At 64.7% G+C, this 16,291-nt stretch carries 15 protein-coding genes; 11 read left to right on the top strand and 4 right to left on the bottom strand.

Going from position 1 to position 16,291, the window contains the following annotated elements; genetic code table 11:
* The first annotated feature begins 45 nt into the window (after positions 1–45).
* Complete coding sequence (locus tag AC1VNY_RS20170; RefSeq protein ID WP_482406499.1) at positions 46–1,659, top strand: acyl-CoA synthetase; 1,614 nt, start codon at positions 46–48, stop codon at positions 1,657–1,659.
* Positions 1,660–1,664: 5 nt separating this feature from the next.
* Here the strand turns inward: AC1VNY_RS20170 and AC1VNY_RS20165 are convergent, their stop codons facing one another.
* Positions 1,665–2,573 (bottom strand): DUF3313 domain-containing protein, encoded by a 909-nt coding sequence (locus tag AC1VNY_RS20165; protein ID WP_482406498.1) that lies wholly within the window; start codon positions 2,571–2,573, stop codon positions 1,665–1,667.
* A 204-nt stretch (positions 2,574–2,777) separates the two neighbouring features.
* Here AC1VNY_RS20165 and AC1VNY_RS20160 point away from each other — a divergent pair, with 204 nt between their 5' ends.
* From AC1VNY_RS20160 to AC1VNY_RS20130, 7 genes are all read left to right on the top strand, one after another.
* Positions 2,778–3,524, top strand: a complete 747-nt coding sequence (locus AC1VNY_RS20160; RefSeq protein ID WP_482406497.1) for a response regulator — start codon at positions 2,778–2,780, stop codon at positions 3,522–3,524.
* Positions 3,525–3,544: 20 nt separating this feature from the next.
* Complete coding sequence (locus tag AC1VNY_RS20155; protein WP_482406496.1) at positions 3,545–4,858, top strand: ATP-binding protein; 1,314 nt, start codon at positions 3,545–3,547, stop codon at positions 4,856–4,858.
* A 349-nt stretch (positions 4,859–5,207) separates the two neighbouring features.
* Entirely contained in the window at positions 5,208–5,399 is a 192-nt protein-coding gene (gene secE / locus AC1VNY_RS20150; RefSeq protein WP_016840554.1) for a preprotein translocase subunit SecE, read from the top strand.
* Between the two features lie 20 nt (positions 5,400–5,419).
* Positions 5,420–5,953, top strand: coding sequence for a transcription termination/antitermination protein NusG (gene nusG / locus AC1VNY_RS20145; RefSeq protein WP_021081670.1), 534 nt, complete (start codon positions 5,420–5,422; stop codon positions 5,951–5,953).
* Between the two features lie 131 nt (positions 5,954–6,084).
* Positions 6,085–6,513 (top strand): 50S ribosomal protein L11, encoded by a 429-nt coding sequence (gene rplK, locus AC1VNY_RS20140; RefSeq protein WP_011088164.1) that lies wholly within the window; start codon positions 6,085–6,087, stop codon positions 6,511–6,513.
* A gap of 6 nt (positions 6,514–6,519) precedes the next feature.
* The gene (rplA, locus tag AC1VNY_RS20135; protein ID WP_018272150.1) at positions 6,520–7,212 is read left to right on the top strand and encodes a 50S ribosomal protein L1; all 693 of its coding nucleotides are present in this window, start codon (positions 6,520–6,522) and stop codon (positions 7,210–7,212) included.
* Between the two features lie 155 nt (positions 7,213–7,367).
* Positions 7,368–8,324 (top strand): 2-hydroxyacid dehydrogenase, encoded by a 957-nt coding sequence (locus tag AC1VNY_RS20130; RefSeq protein ID WP_482406495.1) that lies wholly within the window; start codon positions 7,368–7,370, stop codon positions 8,322–8,324.
* Between the two features lie 8 nt (positions 8,325–8,332).
* On the opposite strand, the gene sigJ is transcribed toward AC1VNY_RS20130, so the two are convergent.
* From sigJ to AC1VNY_RS20115, 3 genes are read right to left on the bottom strand one after another with little or no spacing between them, the layout of a single operon-like run.
* Entirely contained in the window at positions 8,333–9,217 is an 885-nt protein-coding gene (gene sigJ, locus AC1VNY_RS20125) for an RNA polymerase sigma factor SigJ (RefSeq protein ID WP_482406494.1), read from the bottom strand.
* Positions 9,195–9,716 carry a hypothetical protein gene (locus AC1VNY_RS20120; RefSeq protein WP_482406493.1) on the bottom strand — a complete coding sequence of 174 codons (522 nt, stop codon included), beginning with the start codon at positions 9,714–9,716 and terminating at the stop codon, positions 9,195–9,197. The genes sigJ and AC1VNY_RS20120 overlap by 23 nt, the downstream gene beginning before the upstream one ends.
* Positions 9,717–9,732: 16 nt before the next feature.
* The gene (locus AC1VNY_RS20115) at positions 9,733–10,110 is read right to left on the bottom strand and encodes a hypothetical protein (RefSeq protein ID WP_482406492.1); all 378 of its coding nucleotides are present in this window, start codon (positions 10,108–10,110) and stop codon (positions 9,733–9,735) included.
* 620 nt (positions 10,111–10,730) lie between these two features.
* Between AC1VNY_RS20115 and rplJ the strand changes: the two genes are divergently transcribed.
* The 3 genes from rplJ (at position 10,731) to rpoB (ending at position 16,240) form a co-directional block, all read left to right on the top strand.
* Positions 10,731–11,249, top strand: coding sequence for a 50S ribosomal protein L10 (gene rplJ, locus AC1VNY_RS20110; RefSeq protein WP_038383111.1), 519 nt, complete (start codon positions 10,731–10,733; stop codon positions 11,247–11,249).
* Between the two features lie 53 nt (positions 11,250–11,302).
* A complete protein-coding gene (gene rplL / locus AC1VNY_RS20105; protein ID WP_038383110.1) occupies positions 11,303–11,680 on the top strand; it encodes a 50S ribosomal protein L7/L12 in 378 nt (125 codons plus the stop codon).
* A 441-nt stretch (positions 11,681–12,121) separates the two neighbouring features.
* The gene (rpoB, locus tag AC1VNY_RS20100; RefSeq protein ID WP_038383109.1) at positions 12,122–16,240 is read left to right on the top strand and encodes a DNA-directed RNA polymerase subunit beta; all 4,119 of its coding nucleotides are present in this window, start codon (positions 12,122–12,124) and stop codon (positions 16,238–16,240) included.
* Positions 16,241–16,291 lie beyond the last annotated feature (51 nt).

Genomic DNA, 16,291 nt, shown 5'->3' with positions numbered 1-16,291 from the left:
GACAAGACGAAAACAACGACAACAAGCACATTCGGGAGGGACTTAATGAGCGGAGACATCGCAGCAACCATCCAGCGCGCCCGCGAGCACAGCATCGGCGATCTCTTGCGCCGGTCGGCAAAGCGCTACCCCGGCAAGACCGCGCTGATCTGCGGCGAGGTGAGCTGGAGCTTTGCGGAGATGGATGCGCTCTGCAATCGGCTCGGCCGCGGCTTGCTCGCGCTTGGCGTTGCGAAGGGCGATCGCGTCGCGGTGCTGTCGCGCAACTCGCATGGCTTCGCCGCGCTGCGCTTTGCGGTGGCGCGGATCGGCGCCATCCTGGTGCCGATCAACTTCATGCTCAATCCGGATGAGATCAGTTTCATCCTCGCCAATTCCGGCGCCAAGCTGCTCGCGGTCGGCCCCGATTTCGTGGAGACGGCGCACGCCGCGGCCGCCAAGGGCTCGGCGGTCGAGACCTTGATCTGGCTGCCGGGCGAGGATCCGGCCAACGCGCCCGACGGCATCACGACATTCGACAGCCTGTTGCACAGCGACGCGTCGGCGCCGGATGTCTCGGTCGACGGCCGCGATCCCGCGCAGATCATCTACACCAGCGGCACCGAGTCGCTGCCGAAGGGCGCAATCCTCACCCATGAAGCCGTTATGTGGCAGTATGTCAGCTGCATCATCGACGGTGGCATGGCGACCGACGACACGGTGCTGCACGCGCTGCCGCTCTATCACTGCGCGCAGCTCGACGTTTTCCTGGGGCCCGCGATCTATCTCGGCGCCACCAGCCTCATTACCGGCAAGCCGGTGCCTGACAATGTCCTGGCGCTGATCGCGGCCCACAAGATCAATTCGTTCTTCGCGCCGCCGACGATCTGGATCGCGATGCTGCGCTCGGGCGCGTTCGACCGCACCGACCTGTCGACCCTGCGCAAGGGCTATTATGGCGCCTCGATCATGCCGGTCGAGGTGCTGCTCGAGTTGCAGCGGCGGCTGCCCGAGGTGAAGTTCTGGAATTTCTACGGCCAGACCGAGATCGCGCCGCTCGCGACCGTGCTGACGCCGGAGGACCAGCTGCCGAAGGCCGGCTCGGCCGGCAAGCCCGCGATCAACGTCGAGACGCGGGTGGTCAGGCCGGACATGACCGACGTCAAGGTCGGGGAAGTCGGCGAGATCGTGCACCGCTCGCCGCATCTGTTGTCCGGCTACTACAATGATCCGGTCAAGACCGCGGCGGCGTTCGCCGGCGGCTGGTTTCATTCCGGCGACCTCGCGATCGTCGATGCTGACGGCTACATCAGCGTCGTCGATCGCGTGAAGGACATGATCAAGAGCGGCGGCGAGAATGTCGCGAGCCGCGAGGTCGAGGAGATGATCTACCGGCTGCCTTCGGTGTCGGAGGTTGCGGTGGTCGGGCTGCCCGATCCGCGCTGGATCGAGGCGGTGACCGCGATCGTCGTGGTCAAGGCCGGCCAGAGCCTCGATGCCGACGCCGTCATCAAGCATTGCGCGGCGTCGATGGCCCATTTCAAGGTGCCGAAGCAGGTCATCTTCGTGGATGCCTTGCCGAAGAATCCGAGCGGCAAGCTGCTCAAGCGCGAGCTGCGGCAGCGCTATGTCGGCGGCGCCACGCTCGACCAGGCGGTGCAGAAGAGCTTCGCCGGCTAGGCTGTCTATTGGCCAGCTGCCGCCGGCGCCTTGTCCGACCATTCCGGCGGCAAGCCGAGCTTGCCGGCGGCCATTCCGACCAGGCCGGGATTGCGGCCGAACGCCTCGCAGGCCGCGTATTTCGGCTTGCCGCCGAGCGTTGCGCCAATCTTGTCGAGCGATGGCAGCTCCGGCGCCTTTCCGAATGGCGTCGCGCCGGTGACGACGAGCTTGCTGAAATCGTCGCTGAAGGAAGGGGCGAGATCGTAGGCGTCACCGGCGCTCGAGACCATGGGCGAGTTGGTGAACGAATTCGCCCCGCGGGCCCAGATCATCGCCGCCTGCTGGCGGCTGGCCTGATCGCGCACCTCGGCTTCGACGGTCAGGCTGCCAAGCCCGACCGGCAACCGCGGCACCGGCACCGGCACGCCCGCGCCGAGCGCGCTCGGCAGGAAGCTGACCACCTTGGAAGTGCCCGCCGCGACCTCGTCGGTGGGGGCCGCCTGGGTGACAAGCGCGTGCACGGACAGATCCGCGGGCTGATCGGGACCAACGACCTGAAGCCGCTCGCTCAGGCCGACGCACAGCGAACGATCGATCGCGTTGGCCACCAGGTGTCTCTGCTCCTGGGACAGCGTCGGCGACGCTGTCTGCGAGAAGGTCGTCGGCACGATTCGCACCGTCTTCGCAGCGAGGACCTCGTCCTTGTTGACGCGAACCAGCGATTTCGCCAGCACGCCGTCGGACGGCGTGAGATTGTCGTAGGATGCCAGTGATCCGCCCCGCGTCATCGGTGCGCTGGCACAGCCCGACAACAACATCATCGCAACCGCAGCGCCGGCAAGCAGGGATGACCGATTGGGCTGACCGTTGCGCGACGCCCGGCCCGTGCTCCGCGCATCAGCCGCAGCGTCCGGCAGAAATTCGACTCTCATGTACCCCTCGAACGACCGCTCACCCCACGAACGATCGAACGTCACGATAGAGCAGGGCCGCCCGGGTCGGGATTAAGAGATATTAAGTCAGATGTAGCTCGCGAAACCGTGCGACCTATTTGAGCCACATTTGGCCGTGCAGGCTTAACAAAACGCTATATTTGCGCGCTGCGCATTTGGGGCCGAGGCTTCTAAAATGCCGTGATGCAAATCCTGGAATATGACCTCGTGGCTTTCCCCGTCACCAACGCCCGCATCCTCTGCGTCGAGGACGATGCCGATATCGCGCGCATGCTGGCCGAGGTGCTTGAGGACAACGGCTTCAGACCGGTGCTGGTCGGCTCGGCCGTGGAGATGGATGCGCTGCTCAAGCGCGAGAGTTTTGATCTCGTCGTACTCGACGTGATGCTGCCGGGCGAGGATGGGCTGAGCATCTGCCGGCGCCTGCGCATGTCATCTTCGATTCCGATCATCATGGTCACCGCGCGCGGCGAGGACATCGACCGCATCCTCGGCCTCGAGCTCGGTGCCGACGACTACGTCACCAAGCCGTTCAATTCGCGCGAACTGGTCGCCCGTATCCGGGCACTGCTGCGCAGGGTCGAGAGCGGCGCCTCGTCGCGGTCACGGCCGCGTCCTTTGACCTTCGCCGGATGGCGCATCAATCCCACCACCCGTGAGCTGCATGACCCAGCGGGCGTCCGGATCACGCTGACCGGTGCCGAGTTCGATCTGCTGCTGGCGTTCTGCCGCAATCCGGGACAGGTGCTGTCGCGCGAGCAGCTGATCGAGCAGGCCTTCGGCGGCCTGATTGCATCGGTCGAGCGCAGCGTCGACGTTCATATCAGCCGCATCAGGCAGAAGATCGAGCCGGATCCGAGGGACCGCTCGATGATCAAGACGGTGCGGCTCGGCGGCTACCTGTTCACGCCGGCGGTCGAGCAGATCTGATGCGATGGGCACAGCGGCTGATGCCGCGCAGCATCGCCGCGCAGCTGATGAGCCTCGTCGCGCTCTCGGAGCTGATCGGCATCACGCTCGCGGCGGCGACCGTCATTTTTCTGTTCGACTCTCCCTCAATCAATGACACGCAGAAGTTTCTTGCCGGGCGGGTCGCGGAGCTCACGCAGCTTCTGCGTTTCACGAAGACGGCAGCCGACGCGGATGAACTGCTGGGGGCAGCCAGGCGCGGCGGTCTCGACGTCAGACGCGTCGCGTTGAGCGAACTCGTGCCTCGCACGGTCGGAGAGACGCGGCCGTTTTCCATAAAAGCGTTTCGGCAATTGGCGGCCGAGTCTGGAATTGAGTTGCTGGAGGAGCTGCGCCATCCGGCAGGCTCGTCGTCACAGGTGGTCGTGAAGCTCGACGACGGCCACGCGTTGATGGCCGACGTCGCGGTCAAGGGCGGCTTCTGGTCCGTTCTGCTCCGCCCGGCGGCCGGGGGCGCGATCATCGTGCTGATATCCATGCTGCTGCTGTCGGTCTATGCGGTGCGTTGGGTGATCGCACCGCTGGCCGACGTCGCGCGTGCCGCGACCTCGTTCGGCCGCTCGCCGCGGGCTCCCCAGGCGTTGCGCCGGCGCGGTCCGCTCGAAATCGCCCAGGTCGCCGACGCGCTGAACGACATGCGCACGCGCATCGCAGCGCTGCTCGACGACCGCACCCGCATGCTCGCCGCCATCAGCCATGACCTGCGGACGCCGCTGACCCGGCTCAGATTGCGTTCCGAGCGCGTCGGCGACGACACCCTGCGCCCGGCGATGCTGGGCGATATCGCCAAGATGACGCGCATGATCAACGAGACCCTGGAGTATCTGCGCGACGACGCCCGCTCGGAGGCGGCGTCGTTCATCGACCTGCCGAGCTTCCTGCAGACCATCTGTTCGGACTTCGCCGACATGGGCCACGCGGTATTCTATGCCGGGCCGGTGCGTCTGCCTTATGCCTGTCGGCCACGCGCGCTGTCGCGCGCCGTCACCAATATCGTGGAGAATGCGGTCAAGCACGGCAGCAGGGTCGCGGTGACGCTTCGCCTCACGGAGGCCGGTCACATCGAGATCGAGGTGGCCGACGACGGTCCGGGCATTCCGCCGGCGCTGCACGACAAGGTGTTCGAGCCCTTCTTCAAGGCCGACAGCGCCCGGCAGGAAGGGGGCTTCGGGCTGGGGCTATCGATCGCGCAGGATATCGCCAAGCGCCATGGCGGCAGCATCGCGTTGAGGCTGCGGGAGCCGAGCGGACTGCTTGTATCGATGCTGCTGCCGCCAAAACCCGGCCAGGCCTAGACCTTGGTCTAGACGAGGCGAGACGAACGATCCTGATCTCGCCAGGAAGCCAGGGGGTCGCAGGGCGCCGGCTAAGCCCTTGATTTGGAGAGGCCAATGCCCGATCGGCCCGAGCCGGGCGGGCGCCGGGCGCGACCCTGCCGACCTTGACGTTTGGCCGGTCTCGCAGTAGATACCCGGCACTCGCAGCCGGCCCGCTTAGATGGCGGATATCCGGCGCGGCCTAATTCCCCGAACATTCGAGCTCGTTTATCGGCTCAACCTTCCAAACGAGGGCTGGGTCCGCAAGGTCGGCTGTTCGGATTCCTTGAAACGTTGCAATCGTCCGGTAACGGACGCGGATCTCACGATGGCTTTCAGCCCGTTCAAATTCCTGCAGGAAGTGCGCTCGGAGACCGCCAAGGTCACTTGGCCGACGCGTCGCGAGACGACCATCACCACCATCATGGTGTTCGTGATGGTGGCGCTGGCCTCGATCTTCTTCTTCGCCGCAGATCAGATCATCCGCTATCTGATTACCCTGATACTGGGCATCCACTGATGAGCATGGGAACTCAATTGATGGACAAGCGCTGGTACATCGTTCACGCCTATTCGAACTTCGAGAAGAAGGTTCAGGAATCGATCCGCGAGCAGGCTAAACAGCGCGGGCTGGAAGAGCTGTTCGAGCAGATTCTGGTGCCGACCGAGAAGGTCACCGAGGTGCGCCGCGGCCGCAAGATCGACGCCGAGCGCAAGTTCTTCCCGGGCTATGTGCTGGTCAAGATGAAGCTGACCGACGAGGCGTTCCATCTGATCAAGAACACCCCGAAGGTGACCGGCTTCCTCGGCGCGGAAAACAAGCCGATGCCGATCTCGGAAGCGGAAGCGATGCGGATCCTGCACCAGGTGCAGGAGGGCGTCGAGCGTCCGAAGGCGTCGGTGTCGTTCGAAATCGGCGAGAACGTGCGCGTGGCCGACGGCCCGTTCGCCTCGTTCTCCGGTGTGGTGGAAGAAATCGACGAGGCGCGCTCGCGCGTGAAGGTCGCGGTGTCGATCTTCGGCCGCGCGACGCCCGTGGAACTGGAATTCGGTCAGGTCGAAAAGGTGGTCTGACCGGACGGCGCGGGGTATATGCCTCGCGTCAAGTCGAGAGGCCGTGGGAGGGAGGAGGCGGTCGCCAGCCCCTTCAACCGAACCACGGAACCTGAAACCGCCGGCCCTGTCCGGCACAACAGGAGTGATAAATGGCAAAGAAAGTGACCGGATACCTGAAGCTTCAGGTCCCGGCCGGAGCGGCGAATCCTTCGCCCCCGATCGGCCCCGCGCTTGGTCAGCGCGGTCTCAACATCATGGAGTTCTGCAAGGCGTTCAACGCGCAGACCCAGAAGGAAGAGAAGAACACCCCGATCCCGGTGATCATCACCATCTATGCGGACCGGTCCTTCACCTTCGAGATGAAGACCCCTCCGATGTCCTACTTCCTCAAGCAGGCCGCCAAGATCCAGTCCGGATCGAAGGCGCCGGGCCGTGACAAGGCCGGCAAGGTGACCAAGGCGCAGGTGCGCGAGATCGCCGAGAAGAAGATGAAGGACTTGAATTGCGACACCATCGAATCGGCCATGAAGATGGTCGAGGGCTCTGCCCGTTCGATGGGTCTGGAAGTTGCGGGGTAACGGGCCATGTCAATCGGAAAGCGTTTGAAGAAGGCCCGCGAGGGCGTCGATCGCGAGAAGCTCTACCCGCTCGCGGACGCCATCAAGATGGTCAAGGAGCGCGCCAAGTCGAAGTTCGACGAGACGATCGAGATCGCGATCAATCTCGGCGTCGACCCGCGCCACGCCGACCAGATGGTCCGCGGCGTCGTCAACCTGCCGAACGGAACCGGCCGTACGCTGCGCGTCGGCGTGTTCGCGCGCGGCGCCAAGGCTGAGGAAGCCAAGGCCGCCGGTGCCGACGTCGTCGGTGCCGAAGACCTGGTCGAGAAGGTGCAGGGCGGCGCGATCGATTTCGATCGTTGTATCGCCACTCCCGACATGATGCCGCTGGTCGGCCGCCTCGGTAAGGTGCTCGGTCCGCGCGGCATGATGCCGAACCCGAAGATCGGCACCGTGACCATGGACGTCACCAACGCCGTGAAGGGCGCCAAGGGCGGCTCGGTCGAGTTCCGCGTCGAGAAGGCCGGCATCGTCCAGGCCGGCATCGGCAAGGCCTCGTTCTCCGAGGACAAGCTGGTCGAGAACGTCAAGGCGCTGGCCGACGCGGTCTCCAAGGCGAAGCCGGCCGGCTCCAAGGGCACCTACATCCAGCGCGTGGCGGTTTCCTCCACCATGGGCCCGGGCGTGAAGGTCGAGCCGGGCACGATCCTCGGCTGAGGTCTCTGGCCGTGAAGAGATAAAGAGGGGCGGGATCGGGCAACCGGTTCCGCCCTTTGTTTTTGCCAAAGCGTTTTCAAGCGAAGTGGCTACCGGTTCGCGTGAAGAAAACGCGCCAAGACAATATCTGAAGCCTCTCGCAAGAAAGAAGAACAATGCCCGATAAGGTCCTGGTTTATTCACGCTTTCCCAAGGCCCAGCTGATCCGCTTCGCCGAGCGCTATGAGCTGCTGAACGCGGCAGGCAAGCGATTGGACGAAGCGTTCCCGCCGGCCGAGCTCGCCGAGATCCGCGCCATGATCACGGCAGGCGGCACCGCGCTCGGCACCGAGGCCATGGACATGCTGCCGAAGCTCGGCGCGATCGTCTGCTACGGCACCGGCTATGACGGCGTCGATCTCGCCGCCGCCGCGAAGCGCGGCATCGCGGTCGGTCACAGCCCCGGTGCCAATGCGGCGTCGGTCGCGGACACCGCAGTCACCTTGATGCTGGCGTCGGTGCGGCGGCTGCTGGTGGCTGACAATTACGTGCGGAGCGGCGACTGGGCCGGTGCAAAGCCGTCGCCGATGATGCGGCCGCAGGCCGGCATGCGCGGCCGCAAGGTCGGCGTCTACGGCATGGGCGAGATCGGCCGCAAGATCGCCGCACGCGTCGCGGCCTTCGAGACCGAGATCGGCTATTTCAGCCGCTCGAAGCCCGACGTGCCCTATCAATATTTTCCGACGCTGGAGGCGCTCGCCGATTGGTGCAGCGTGCTGATGGTGGCCGTGCGCGCCGGCGCCGAGACCGAGCATGCGGTCAATGCCGACATCCTGCGCCGGCTCGGCAGCGACGGGTTCGTCGTCAACATCTCGCGCGGCTCGGTGATCGACCAGCATGCCCTGGTCGCGGCGCTGACCGAGGGCGTGATCGCCGGTGCCGGCCTTGACGTGTTCGCCAGGGAGCCGCATGCGCCCGATGGGCTGACCGCGTTGCCGAACGTGGTGCTGTCGCCGCATCTCGGCGGCCACACGCTGGAATCGCACGTGGCGATGCAGGATTGCGTGCTCGCCAATCTCGACGCGTTCTTTGCCGGCAAGCCGCTCACCTATCCGGTGGCGACGGCGTCCTGACCGGAGCTTCAGTTCCGGCGCGGCGCGTGGCGCAGCTTCTCCGGGTTGCGGACGATGTAGATCGCCGCGATCCGGCCTGTCTCGCCGTCGATCGCCATGCTCAGCGTGTGGTCGACTTCGCCATCGAGGAAGATCAGCGCGCCCGCGCTGCCATTGACCATCATCGGTTCGACGCGAACCTCGCTGCCGGCGTTCTTGCCGGCGATGCCGATGATGAAGCGGACGATCTTCTCGGCCCCCTTGATCGGCTTCAGCGCCGCCAGCTTGCGGCCGCCGCCGTCGGTGATCGCAATGGCATCCTCGCGCAGCAGGTTGGCGAGGGCGGAGACGTCGCCGCTGGCCGCGGCCTTGCAGAATGCCGTCAGCAGCCGTGCGTGGCCTTCGGGCGGCTCGGCGGGAACAGGGCGGTTGTCGCGGACCGATCGGCGGGCGCGCGCGGCGAGTTGCCGGCAGGCCGCCTCGCTGCGCTCGAGCGTGCGGGCGACTTCCGCAAACGGCCGGTCGAACACGTCGTGCAGCAGGAACGCGGCACGCTCGAGCGGCGTCAGGGCGTCGAGCGCCAGCATCAGCGCGAAGGAGAGATCGTCGGCGAGTTCGGTTGCCGCCTCGGCCGACAGCGCCTCGTCGAACACCGGCTCGGGCAACCAGGCGCCGACATAGACCTCGCGCTGGGCGCGGGCGCTCTTCAGCCGGTCGAGACAGAGCCGGGTCACCACCGTGACCAGGAACGCCTCGGGATTGCGAACGTCGTCAGCCGCGGCGAACCGCAGCCAGGCGTCCTGTACCACGTCGTCGGCATCGCCGCGGCTGCCGAGCATGCGGTAGGCGAGCCCGGTCAGCCGCGTCCGATACGGACCCAGCGGGTCGCGCTCAGGCCGCCTGCTTGATGACATCGATCTGATGGCCGGCCACGGTCACGCGGCGACACTCCTTGGCATATCCCAGCGCCAGCTTCATCATGGGGAAGATGCGGCCGATTTGTAGGGCCAAAGCGAGGTCGATCACGCCTTTTTCGCCCCAGCGCGCGCGAACCGCGTCGCGGCAGGCATCGTCGTCGGCCGAGCGTTGCACGATCGCCTCCGCGAAGCGGAAACCGAGCGCGGTGTTCGCGGTCATGGCGGCAACGTCACGCCTGAGCACGGCGGTGACCTGCTGCTCCGCCATTCCGGCTCCGATCGCCATGTCGACGACCAGTTGCGCACAGGGACCGCAATCTTCCGCCAGGGCGCCGGTCAGCTTGGCGGCATAGAAGGCCTCAACCGGCGCGACGGCGCGGTAGGTGGCGGCCTTCATCGCGGCGGCGAATTTGAAGAACGCGGCGGGCGATTCCTTGAGCATGATCTCGAGATAGGTGGTGTCGTAGCCGTAGCGCCTGGAATAGGCGCGCAGCATGCGGCGCGCGATGAAGCTACGCATGTCGGTCTCCTTGATTTGGCAGGGCGGAATAGAGGGCGAGTGTCGCGGGCAGGACGACCGCCACCAGATCGGATGCGGCATGGCGGTCGTGGCCGCCGGCGATCATCACGAGGTGCAGCGCGCCGTGGCCGGCCAGGAACGCGGCGCCCGCGACCGCTGCCGGCCACCAGGCCGGCCACAAGGCCCGCGCCGCCAGGCCGAGCCCGGCCGCGATGAAGGCGATGCCGACGTCCTGGACCAAATGAGGGTTGAACGGGCCGGTATCGGCGGCGCCGGGCACCAGCGACCACCAGATGGAACCGGCTGACAGCATCACCAGCCCATTGGCGAGGTTGAATAGGGCGAGAATTCCTGCAATCCATCGTTTCATGCGAGCCTCCAGCGCCCAGACGAGCGACGGCATTGGGGCGTGACGCCGTCCGGGAAGAAATTTTTCGCTGGGCCGGGCAGATCGCCGAACTGGTCTGAAATTTGCTCTTGGCAAGCAGGGCAGGACCGGCTACATAGCGCCTTCCGGGCGTGCTGGCACTTGCTGGCATGTCTGTGCTCGCATTCCGAAAACCTGAGATGATAGGAGATCATTCCTTTCCGCATGCCCGCAAGGATGCTCGAAAGGAAGGAGACCCGTCGCCTCCAGAGGAATGAGAGCAGGGGCCTTCAGCATGCTGAAGTGCCTCGATCCTGTCCAAGACTGCAGGCGCCCGCGAGAACTTCGTGTTTTCAACGGCTTAATCGCATGGCCTGCATAGACGGGTGAAGACCGGATTTTGCACTCCAGGTCGCGGATCGTTCGCGGCTTGAGAGGCTGGTTTGGTTCGAACCTCGACAGCCCATGGCCGCAAGGCTCTGGGAGGGCAGGCTTCTAGATGTCGTCTTGCCCGGCATGTCCGAAGGGTCTTGCACCCTGCGGATCAGGTTTAGGGCGGGACGATGGGTGCAACCCGGCGGTCCTGCCTTCGCGGAAAGGCCGCCAACCGGAAAGAGCTTGCTGTGGAACGAGCGGCAAAAAAAGAGTCGGTCGAACAACTTAACGAGGTCTTCAAGACCACGTCGGTTGCGATCGTTGCTCACTATTCCGGCCTCACCGTGGCCCAGATGCAGAAGCTGCGTATGCAGATGAAGCAGGCGGGCGCGTCGGTGAAGGTCTCGAAGAACCGTCTCGCCAAAATTGCTCTTGATGGCACTGACGTCGCTGCCATCGGCTCCCTGCTGAAGGGGCCGACCGTGATCGCTACTTCGAACGATCCGGTTGCGGCGCCAAAGGTTGCCGTCGAATTCGCCAAGGCGAACGAGAAGTTCGTCATCCTCGGCGGTTCGATGGGTAAAACCGTCCTGAATGTCGACAGCGTGAAGGCACTTGCCTCACTGCCGTCGCTCGACGAACTGCGCGGCAAGATCGTGGGCCTCCTCGTGGCACCCGCGACCAAGCTCGCTCAGCTCTCCAACGCGCCCGCGGCCAAGCTCGCGCGCGTCATTCAGGCTCATGCCTCAAAGAGCGAAGCGGCCTGACCCCTTCGCTAATCTCAAACCTGGTTCGAACCAAACGTTTAAGGAACTGAACAATGGCTGATCTGCAGAAAATCGTCGACGACCTCTCGAGCCTCACCGTGCTCGAAGCGGCCGAACTCGCCAAGCTCCTCGAAGAAAAGTGGGGCGTGTCCGCCGCTGCCGCCGTTGCGGTTGCTGGCCCGGCTGCTGGTGGCGCTGCCGCTGCTCCGGCTGAAGAGAAGACCGACTTCACCGTCGTGCTGGCCTCGGCCGGCGACAAGAAGATCGAAGTCATCAAGGAAGTCCGCGCCATCACTGGCCTGGGCCTGAAGGAAGCCAAGGACCTCGTCGAAGGCGCTCCGAAGCCCGTCAAGGAAGGCGTCAACAAGGAAGAAGCCGACAAGATCAAGGCCCAGCTCGAGAAGGCTGGCGCCAAGGTCGACCTCAAGTAATGCGCGATCCGGGAGCGCCTCTGGGCGCTCCCGGGCCATGCAAACGGCGTGCGACAGGTTGTCGCGTGGCGCGCCGGACACAAAAAAGTGTGGGGATCCGTGGACTTAACCCTCGAATCTCCTTTATTGCCATCCCATATCGGGTTGGCAGCGGAAAAACACGGTAGGCGGCGGGGACGGCAGGGTCCTCGGCGGAAGCCGTTGGGAGACAGTCAGATTTCGGGCTTTTTCAGTCCGTAAAGCGGAGCGTTTGGACGAGCGGGTGCAGTGATGCGCCCCGCGCGTTGTTTTGCGTTTTGGAGGTGGTCGGGGCCGGGACGGGGATTTAATTCCTGACTTTGCGCTTCGTTCCTTCGAGACGATTCGAAATTCAACCCGGGGCCGATGGCAGTCGCTCCCGGAAGGTTCGCCCCACAAAGGCGACGAAAATGAGAGGCCACGATGGCGCAGCAGACATTCACCGGTCGCAAACGCGTACGCAAGTTTTTCGGTCACATCAAGGAAGTCGCCGAGATGCCGAACCTCATCGAGGTTCAGAAGGCGTCCTACGACCAGTTCCTGATGGTCGACGAGCCGACCGGCGGTCGGCTCGACGAGGGCCTGCAGGCGGTGTTTCGTTCGGTGTTCCCGATCTCGGATTTCTCCGGCACCTCGATGCTCGAATTCGTCCGCTACGAGTTCGAGCAGCCGAAATATGACGTCGACGAGTGCCGCCAGCGCGGCATGACCTTCGCTGCGCCGCTCAAGGTGACGCTGCGCCTCATCGTGTTCGATATCGACGAGGAAACCGGCGCCAAGTCGGTGAAGGACATCAAGGAGCAGGACGTCTACATGGGCGATATCCCGCTCATGACGATGAACGGCACCTTCGTCGTCAACGGCACCGAGCGCGTCATCGTCTCGCAGATGCACCGTTCGCCGGGCGTGTTCTTCGACCACGACAAGGGCAAGACCCATTCGTCCGGCAAGCTGCTGTTTGCCGCGCGCGTGATTCCGTATCGCGGTTCCTGGCTCGACATCGAGTTCGACGCCAAGGACATCGTGTTCGCGCGCATCGACCGCCGCCGCAAGCTGCCCGTGACCTCGCTGATGTACGCGCTCGGTCTCGACGGCGAGCAGATCCTGTCGACCTTCTACAAGAAGATCACCTACAAGCGGACCAAGGACGGATGGCGCGTGCCGTTCGATGCCAACCGCTTCCGCGGCTATTCGACCGTCAACGACCTGATCGACGCCGACACCGGCAAGGTGGTGCTCGAGGCTGGCAAGAAGCTGACCGTGCGCCAGGCGCGCCAGCTTCAGGAGAAGGGCCTGAAGGCGCTGCGCATGTCGGACGAGGAGCTCGTCGGCAACTATCTCGCCGAGGATCTCGTCAACCCGAAGACCGGTGAGATCTACGCCGAAGCCGGCGAGGAGATCACCGAGAAGTCGCTCAAGGTGCTGAACGAGCAGGGCTACAAAGACCTGCCGTTGCTCGACATCGACCACGTCAATGTCGGCGCCTACATCCGCAACACGCTGTCGGCCGACAAGAACATGACGCGCGAGGACGCGCTGTTCGACATCTACCGCGTGATGCGTCCGGGCGAGCCGCCGACGCTGGATTCGGCGCAGGCGATGTTCCAGTCGCTGTTCTTCGACGCCGAGCGCTACGACCTCTCCGCGGTCGGCCGCGTCAAGATGAACATGCGCCTCGAGCTCGATGCGCCCGATACCCATCGCACGCTGCGCAAGGAAGACATTCTGGCGGTCATCAAGACGCTGGTCGACCTGCGCGACGGCAAGGGCGAGATCGACGACATCGACCATCTCGGCAATCGCCGGGTGCGCTCGGTCGGCGAACTCATGGAGAACCAGTACCGGATCGGCCTGCTCCGCATGGAGCGCGCGATCAAGGAGCGCATGTCGAGCGTCGATATCGACACCGTGATGCCGCAGGACCTGATCAACGCCAAGCCCGCGGCCGCCGCGGTGCGCGAGTTCTTCGGCTCCTCGCAGCTGTCGCAGTTCATGGACCAGACCAACCCGCTGTCGGAGATCACCCACAAGCGGCGTCTGTCGGCGCTTGGCCCGGGCGGTCTGACCCGCGAGCGCGCCGGCTTCGAAGTCCGCGACGTGCATCCGACGCATTACGGCCGCATCTGCCCGATCGAGACGCCGGAAGGTCCGAACATCGGCCTGATCAACTCGCTGGCGACGTTCGCGCGCGTCAACAAGTACGGCTTCGTCGAGACGCCCTATCGCAAGATCAAGGACGGCCGGGTCACCGACGAGGTGATCTATCTGTCGGCGATGGAAGAGGGCCGCTACCGCGTCGCGCAGGCCAACGTGCCGCTCGATGCCAAGGGCCGCTTCACCGACGACCTCGTGGTCTGCCGTCATGCCGGCGAAGTGCTGCCGGTGACGCCGGACAAGGTCGACTACATGGACGTGTCGCCGAAGCAGCTGGTTTCGGTCGCCGCGGCGCTGATCCCGTTCCTCGAGAACGACGACGCCAACCGCGCGCTGATGGGCTCGAACATGCAGCGCCAGGCGGTGCCGCTGGTTCGCGCCGAGGCGCCGTTCGTCGGCACCGGCATGGAAGGCGTGGTCGCCCGTGACTCGGGCGCGGCGATTGCCGCGCGCCGCTCGGGCGTGATCGACCAGATCGACGCCACCCGCGTCGTGATCCGCGCCACCGAGGATCTCGATCCGACCAAGTCGGGCGTCGATATCTACCGGCTGATGAAGTACCAGCGCTCGAACCAGTCGACCTGCATCAACCAGCGTCCGCTGGTGAAGGTCGGCGACATCGTCAAGAAGGGCGACATCATCGCCGACGGTCCGTCGACCGATCTCGGCGAGCTCGCGCTCGGCCGCAACGTGCTGGTCGCGTTCATGCCGTGGAACGGCTACAACTTCGAAGACTCGATCCTGCTCTCCGAGCGGATCGTGAAGGACGACGTCTTCACCTCGATTCACATCGAGGAGTTCGAGGTGATGGCCCGCGACACCAAGCTCGGTCCTGAGGAAATCACCCGCGACATTCCGAACGTCTCGGAAGAAGCGCTGAAGAATCTCGACGAAGCCGGTATCGTCTACATCGGTGCGGAAGTCCGCGCCGGCGACATCCTGGTCGGCAAGATCACGCCGAAGGGCGAGAGCCCGATGACGCCGGAAGAGAAGCTGCTGCGCGCCATCTTCGGCGAGAAGGCCTCCGACGTCCGCGACACCTCGCTGCGCGTGCCTCCGGGCGTGCAGGGCACCATCGTGGAAGTCCGCGTGTTCAACCGCCACGGCGTCGACAAGGACGAGCGTGCGCTGGCGATCGAGCGCGAGGAGATCGAGCGTCTGGCCAAAGACCGCGACGACGAGCAGGCGATCCTGGACCGCAACGTCTACAGCCGCCTCGCCGAGCTACTGGAGAACCGCCAGGGCATCGCCGGCCCGAAGGGCTTCAAGAAGGATACCAAGATCACCCGCGCGGTGCTCGACGAGTATCCGAAGTCGCAGTGGTGGCTGTTCGCCTCGCCGAACGACAAGCTGATGGCCGAGATCGAGGCCATGCGGAAGCAGTACGACGAGTCGAAGAAGGGCCTCGAGCAGCGCTTCCTCGACAAGGTCGAGAAGCTGCAGCGTGGCGACGAGCTGCCGCCCGGCGTGATGAAGATGGTCAAGGTCTTCGTCGCGGTGAAGCGCAAGATCCAGCCCGGCGACAAGATGGCCGGCCGTCACGGCAACAAGGGTGTGGTGTCGAAGATCGTGCCGATCGAGGACATGCCGTTCCTCGAGGACGGAACGCACGCCGACATCGTGCTCAATCCGCTCGGCGTGCCTTCGCGCATGAACGTCGGTCAGATCCTTGAGACGCATCTCGGTTGGGCCTGCGCCGGCCTCGGCAAGCGCATCGGCCAGACCATCGACGCCTATTATCACAAGCAGGATCTCAAGCCGTTGCGCGAGACCCTGAAGAAGATCTACGGCGAAGACGAGACCATCAAGTCGCTGAACGACAACGAGCTGGTCGAGCTCGGTCGTAACCTGAGCCACGGCGTGCCGATCGCAACGCCGGTGTTTGACGGCGCCAAGGAAGCCGATATCGAGGAGATGCTGAAGCTCGCGGGCTTCGACGCCTCCGGCCAGTCGACCGTCTATGACGGCCGTACCGGCGACCAGTTCGATCGCAAGGTGACGATGGGCTACATCTACATGCTCAAGCTCCATCATCTCGTGGACGACAAGATCCACGCGCGTTCGATCGGTCCGTACTCGCTCGTCACCCAGCAGCCGCTGGGCGGCAAGGCGCAGTTCGGCGGCCAGCGCTTCGGCGAAATGGAGGTCTGGGCGCTGGAAGCCTACGGCGCCGCTTACACGCTGCAGGAGATGCTGACCGTGAAGTCGGACGACGTCGCCGGCCGTACCAAGGTGTACGAGGCGATCGTGCGCGGCGACGACACCTTCGAGGCCGGTATTCCGGAATCGTTCAACGTGCTGGTCAAGGAAATGCGCTCGCTCGGCCTCAACGTCGACCTGCACAATTCCAAGGTGGGACCGGCGTCGACGTCGGAAGCGGCCGAGTAACGCTGTGATCATGCCCGGCGCGAAATGCGCCGGGCCTCCGCACTCCGCTCG

Source organism: Bradyrhizobium ferriligni (assembly GCF_056837965.1).
Note: the sequence above shows the minus strand (reverse complement) of the source record. Positions and strands in the feature narration are given on the sequence as shown.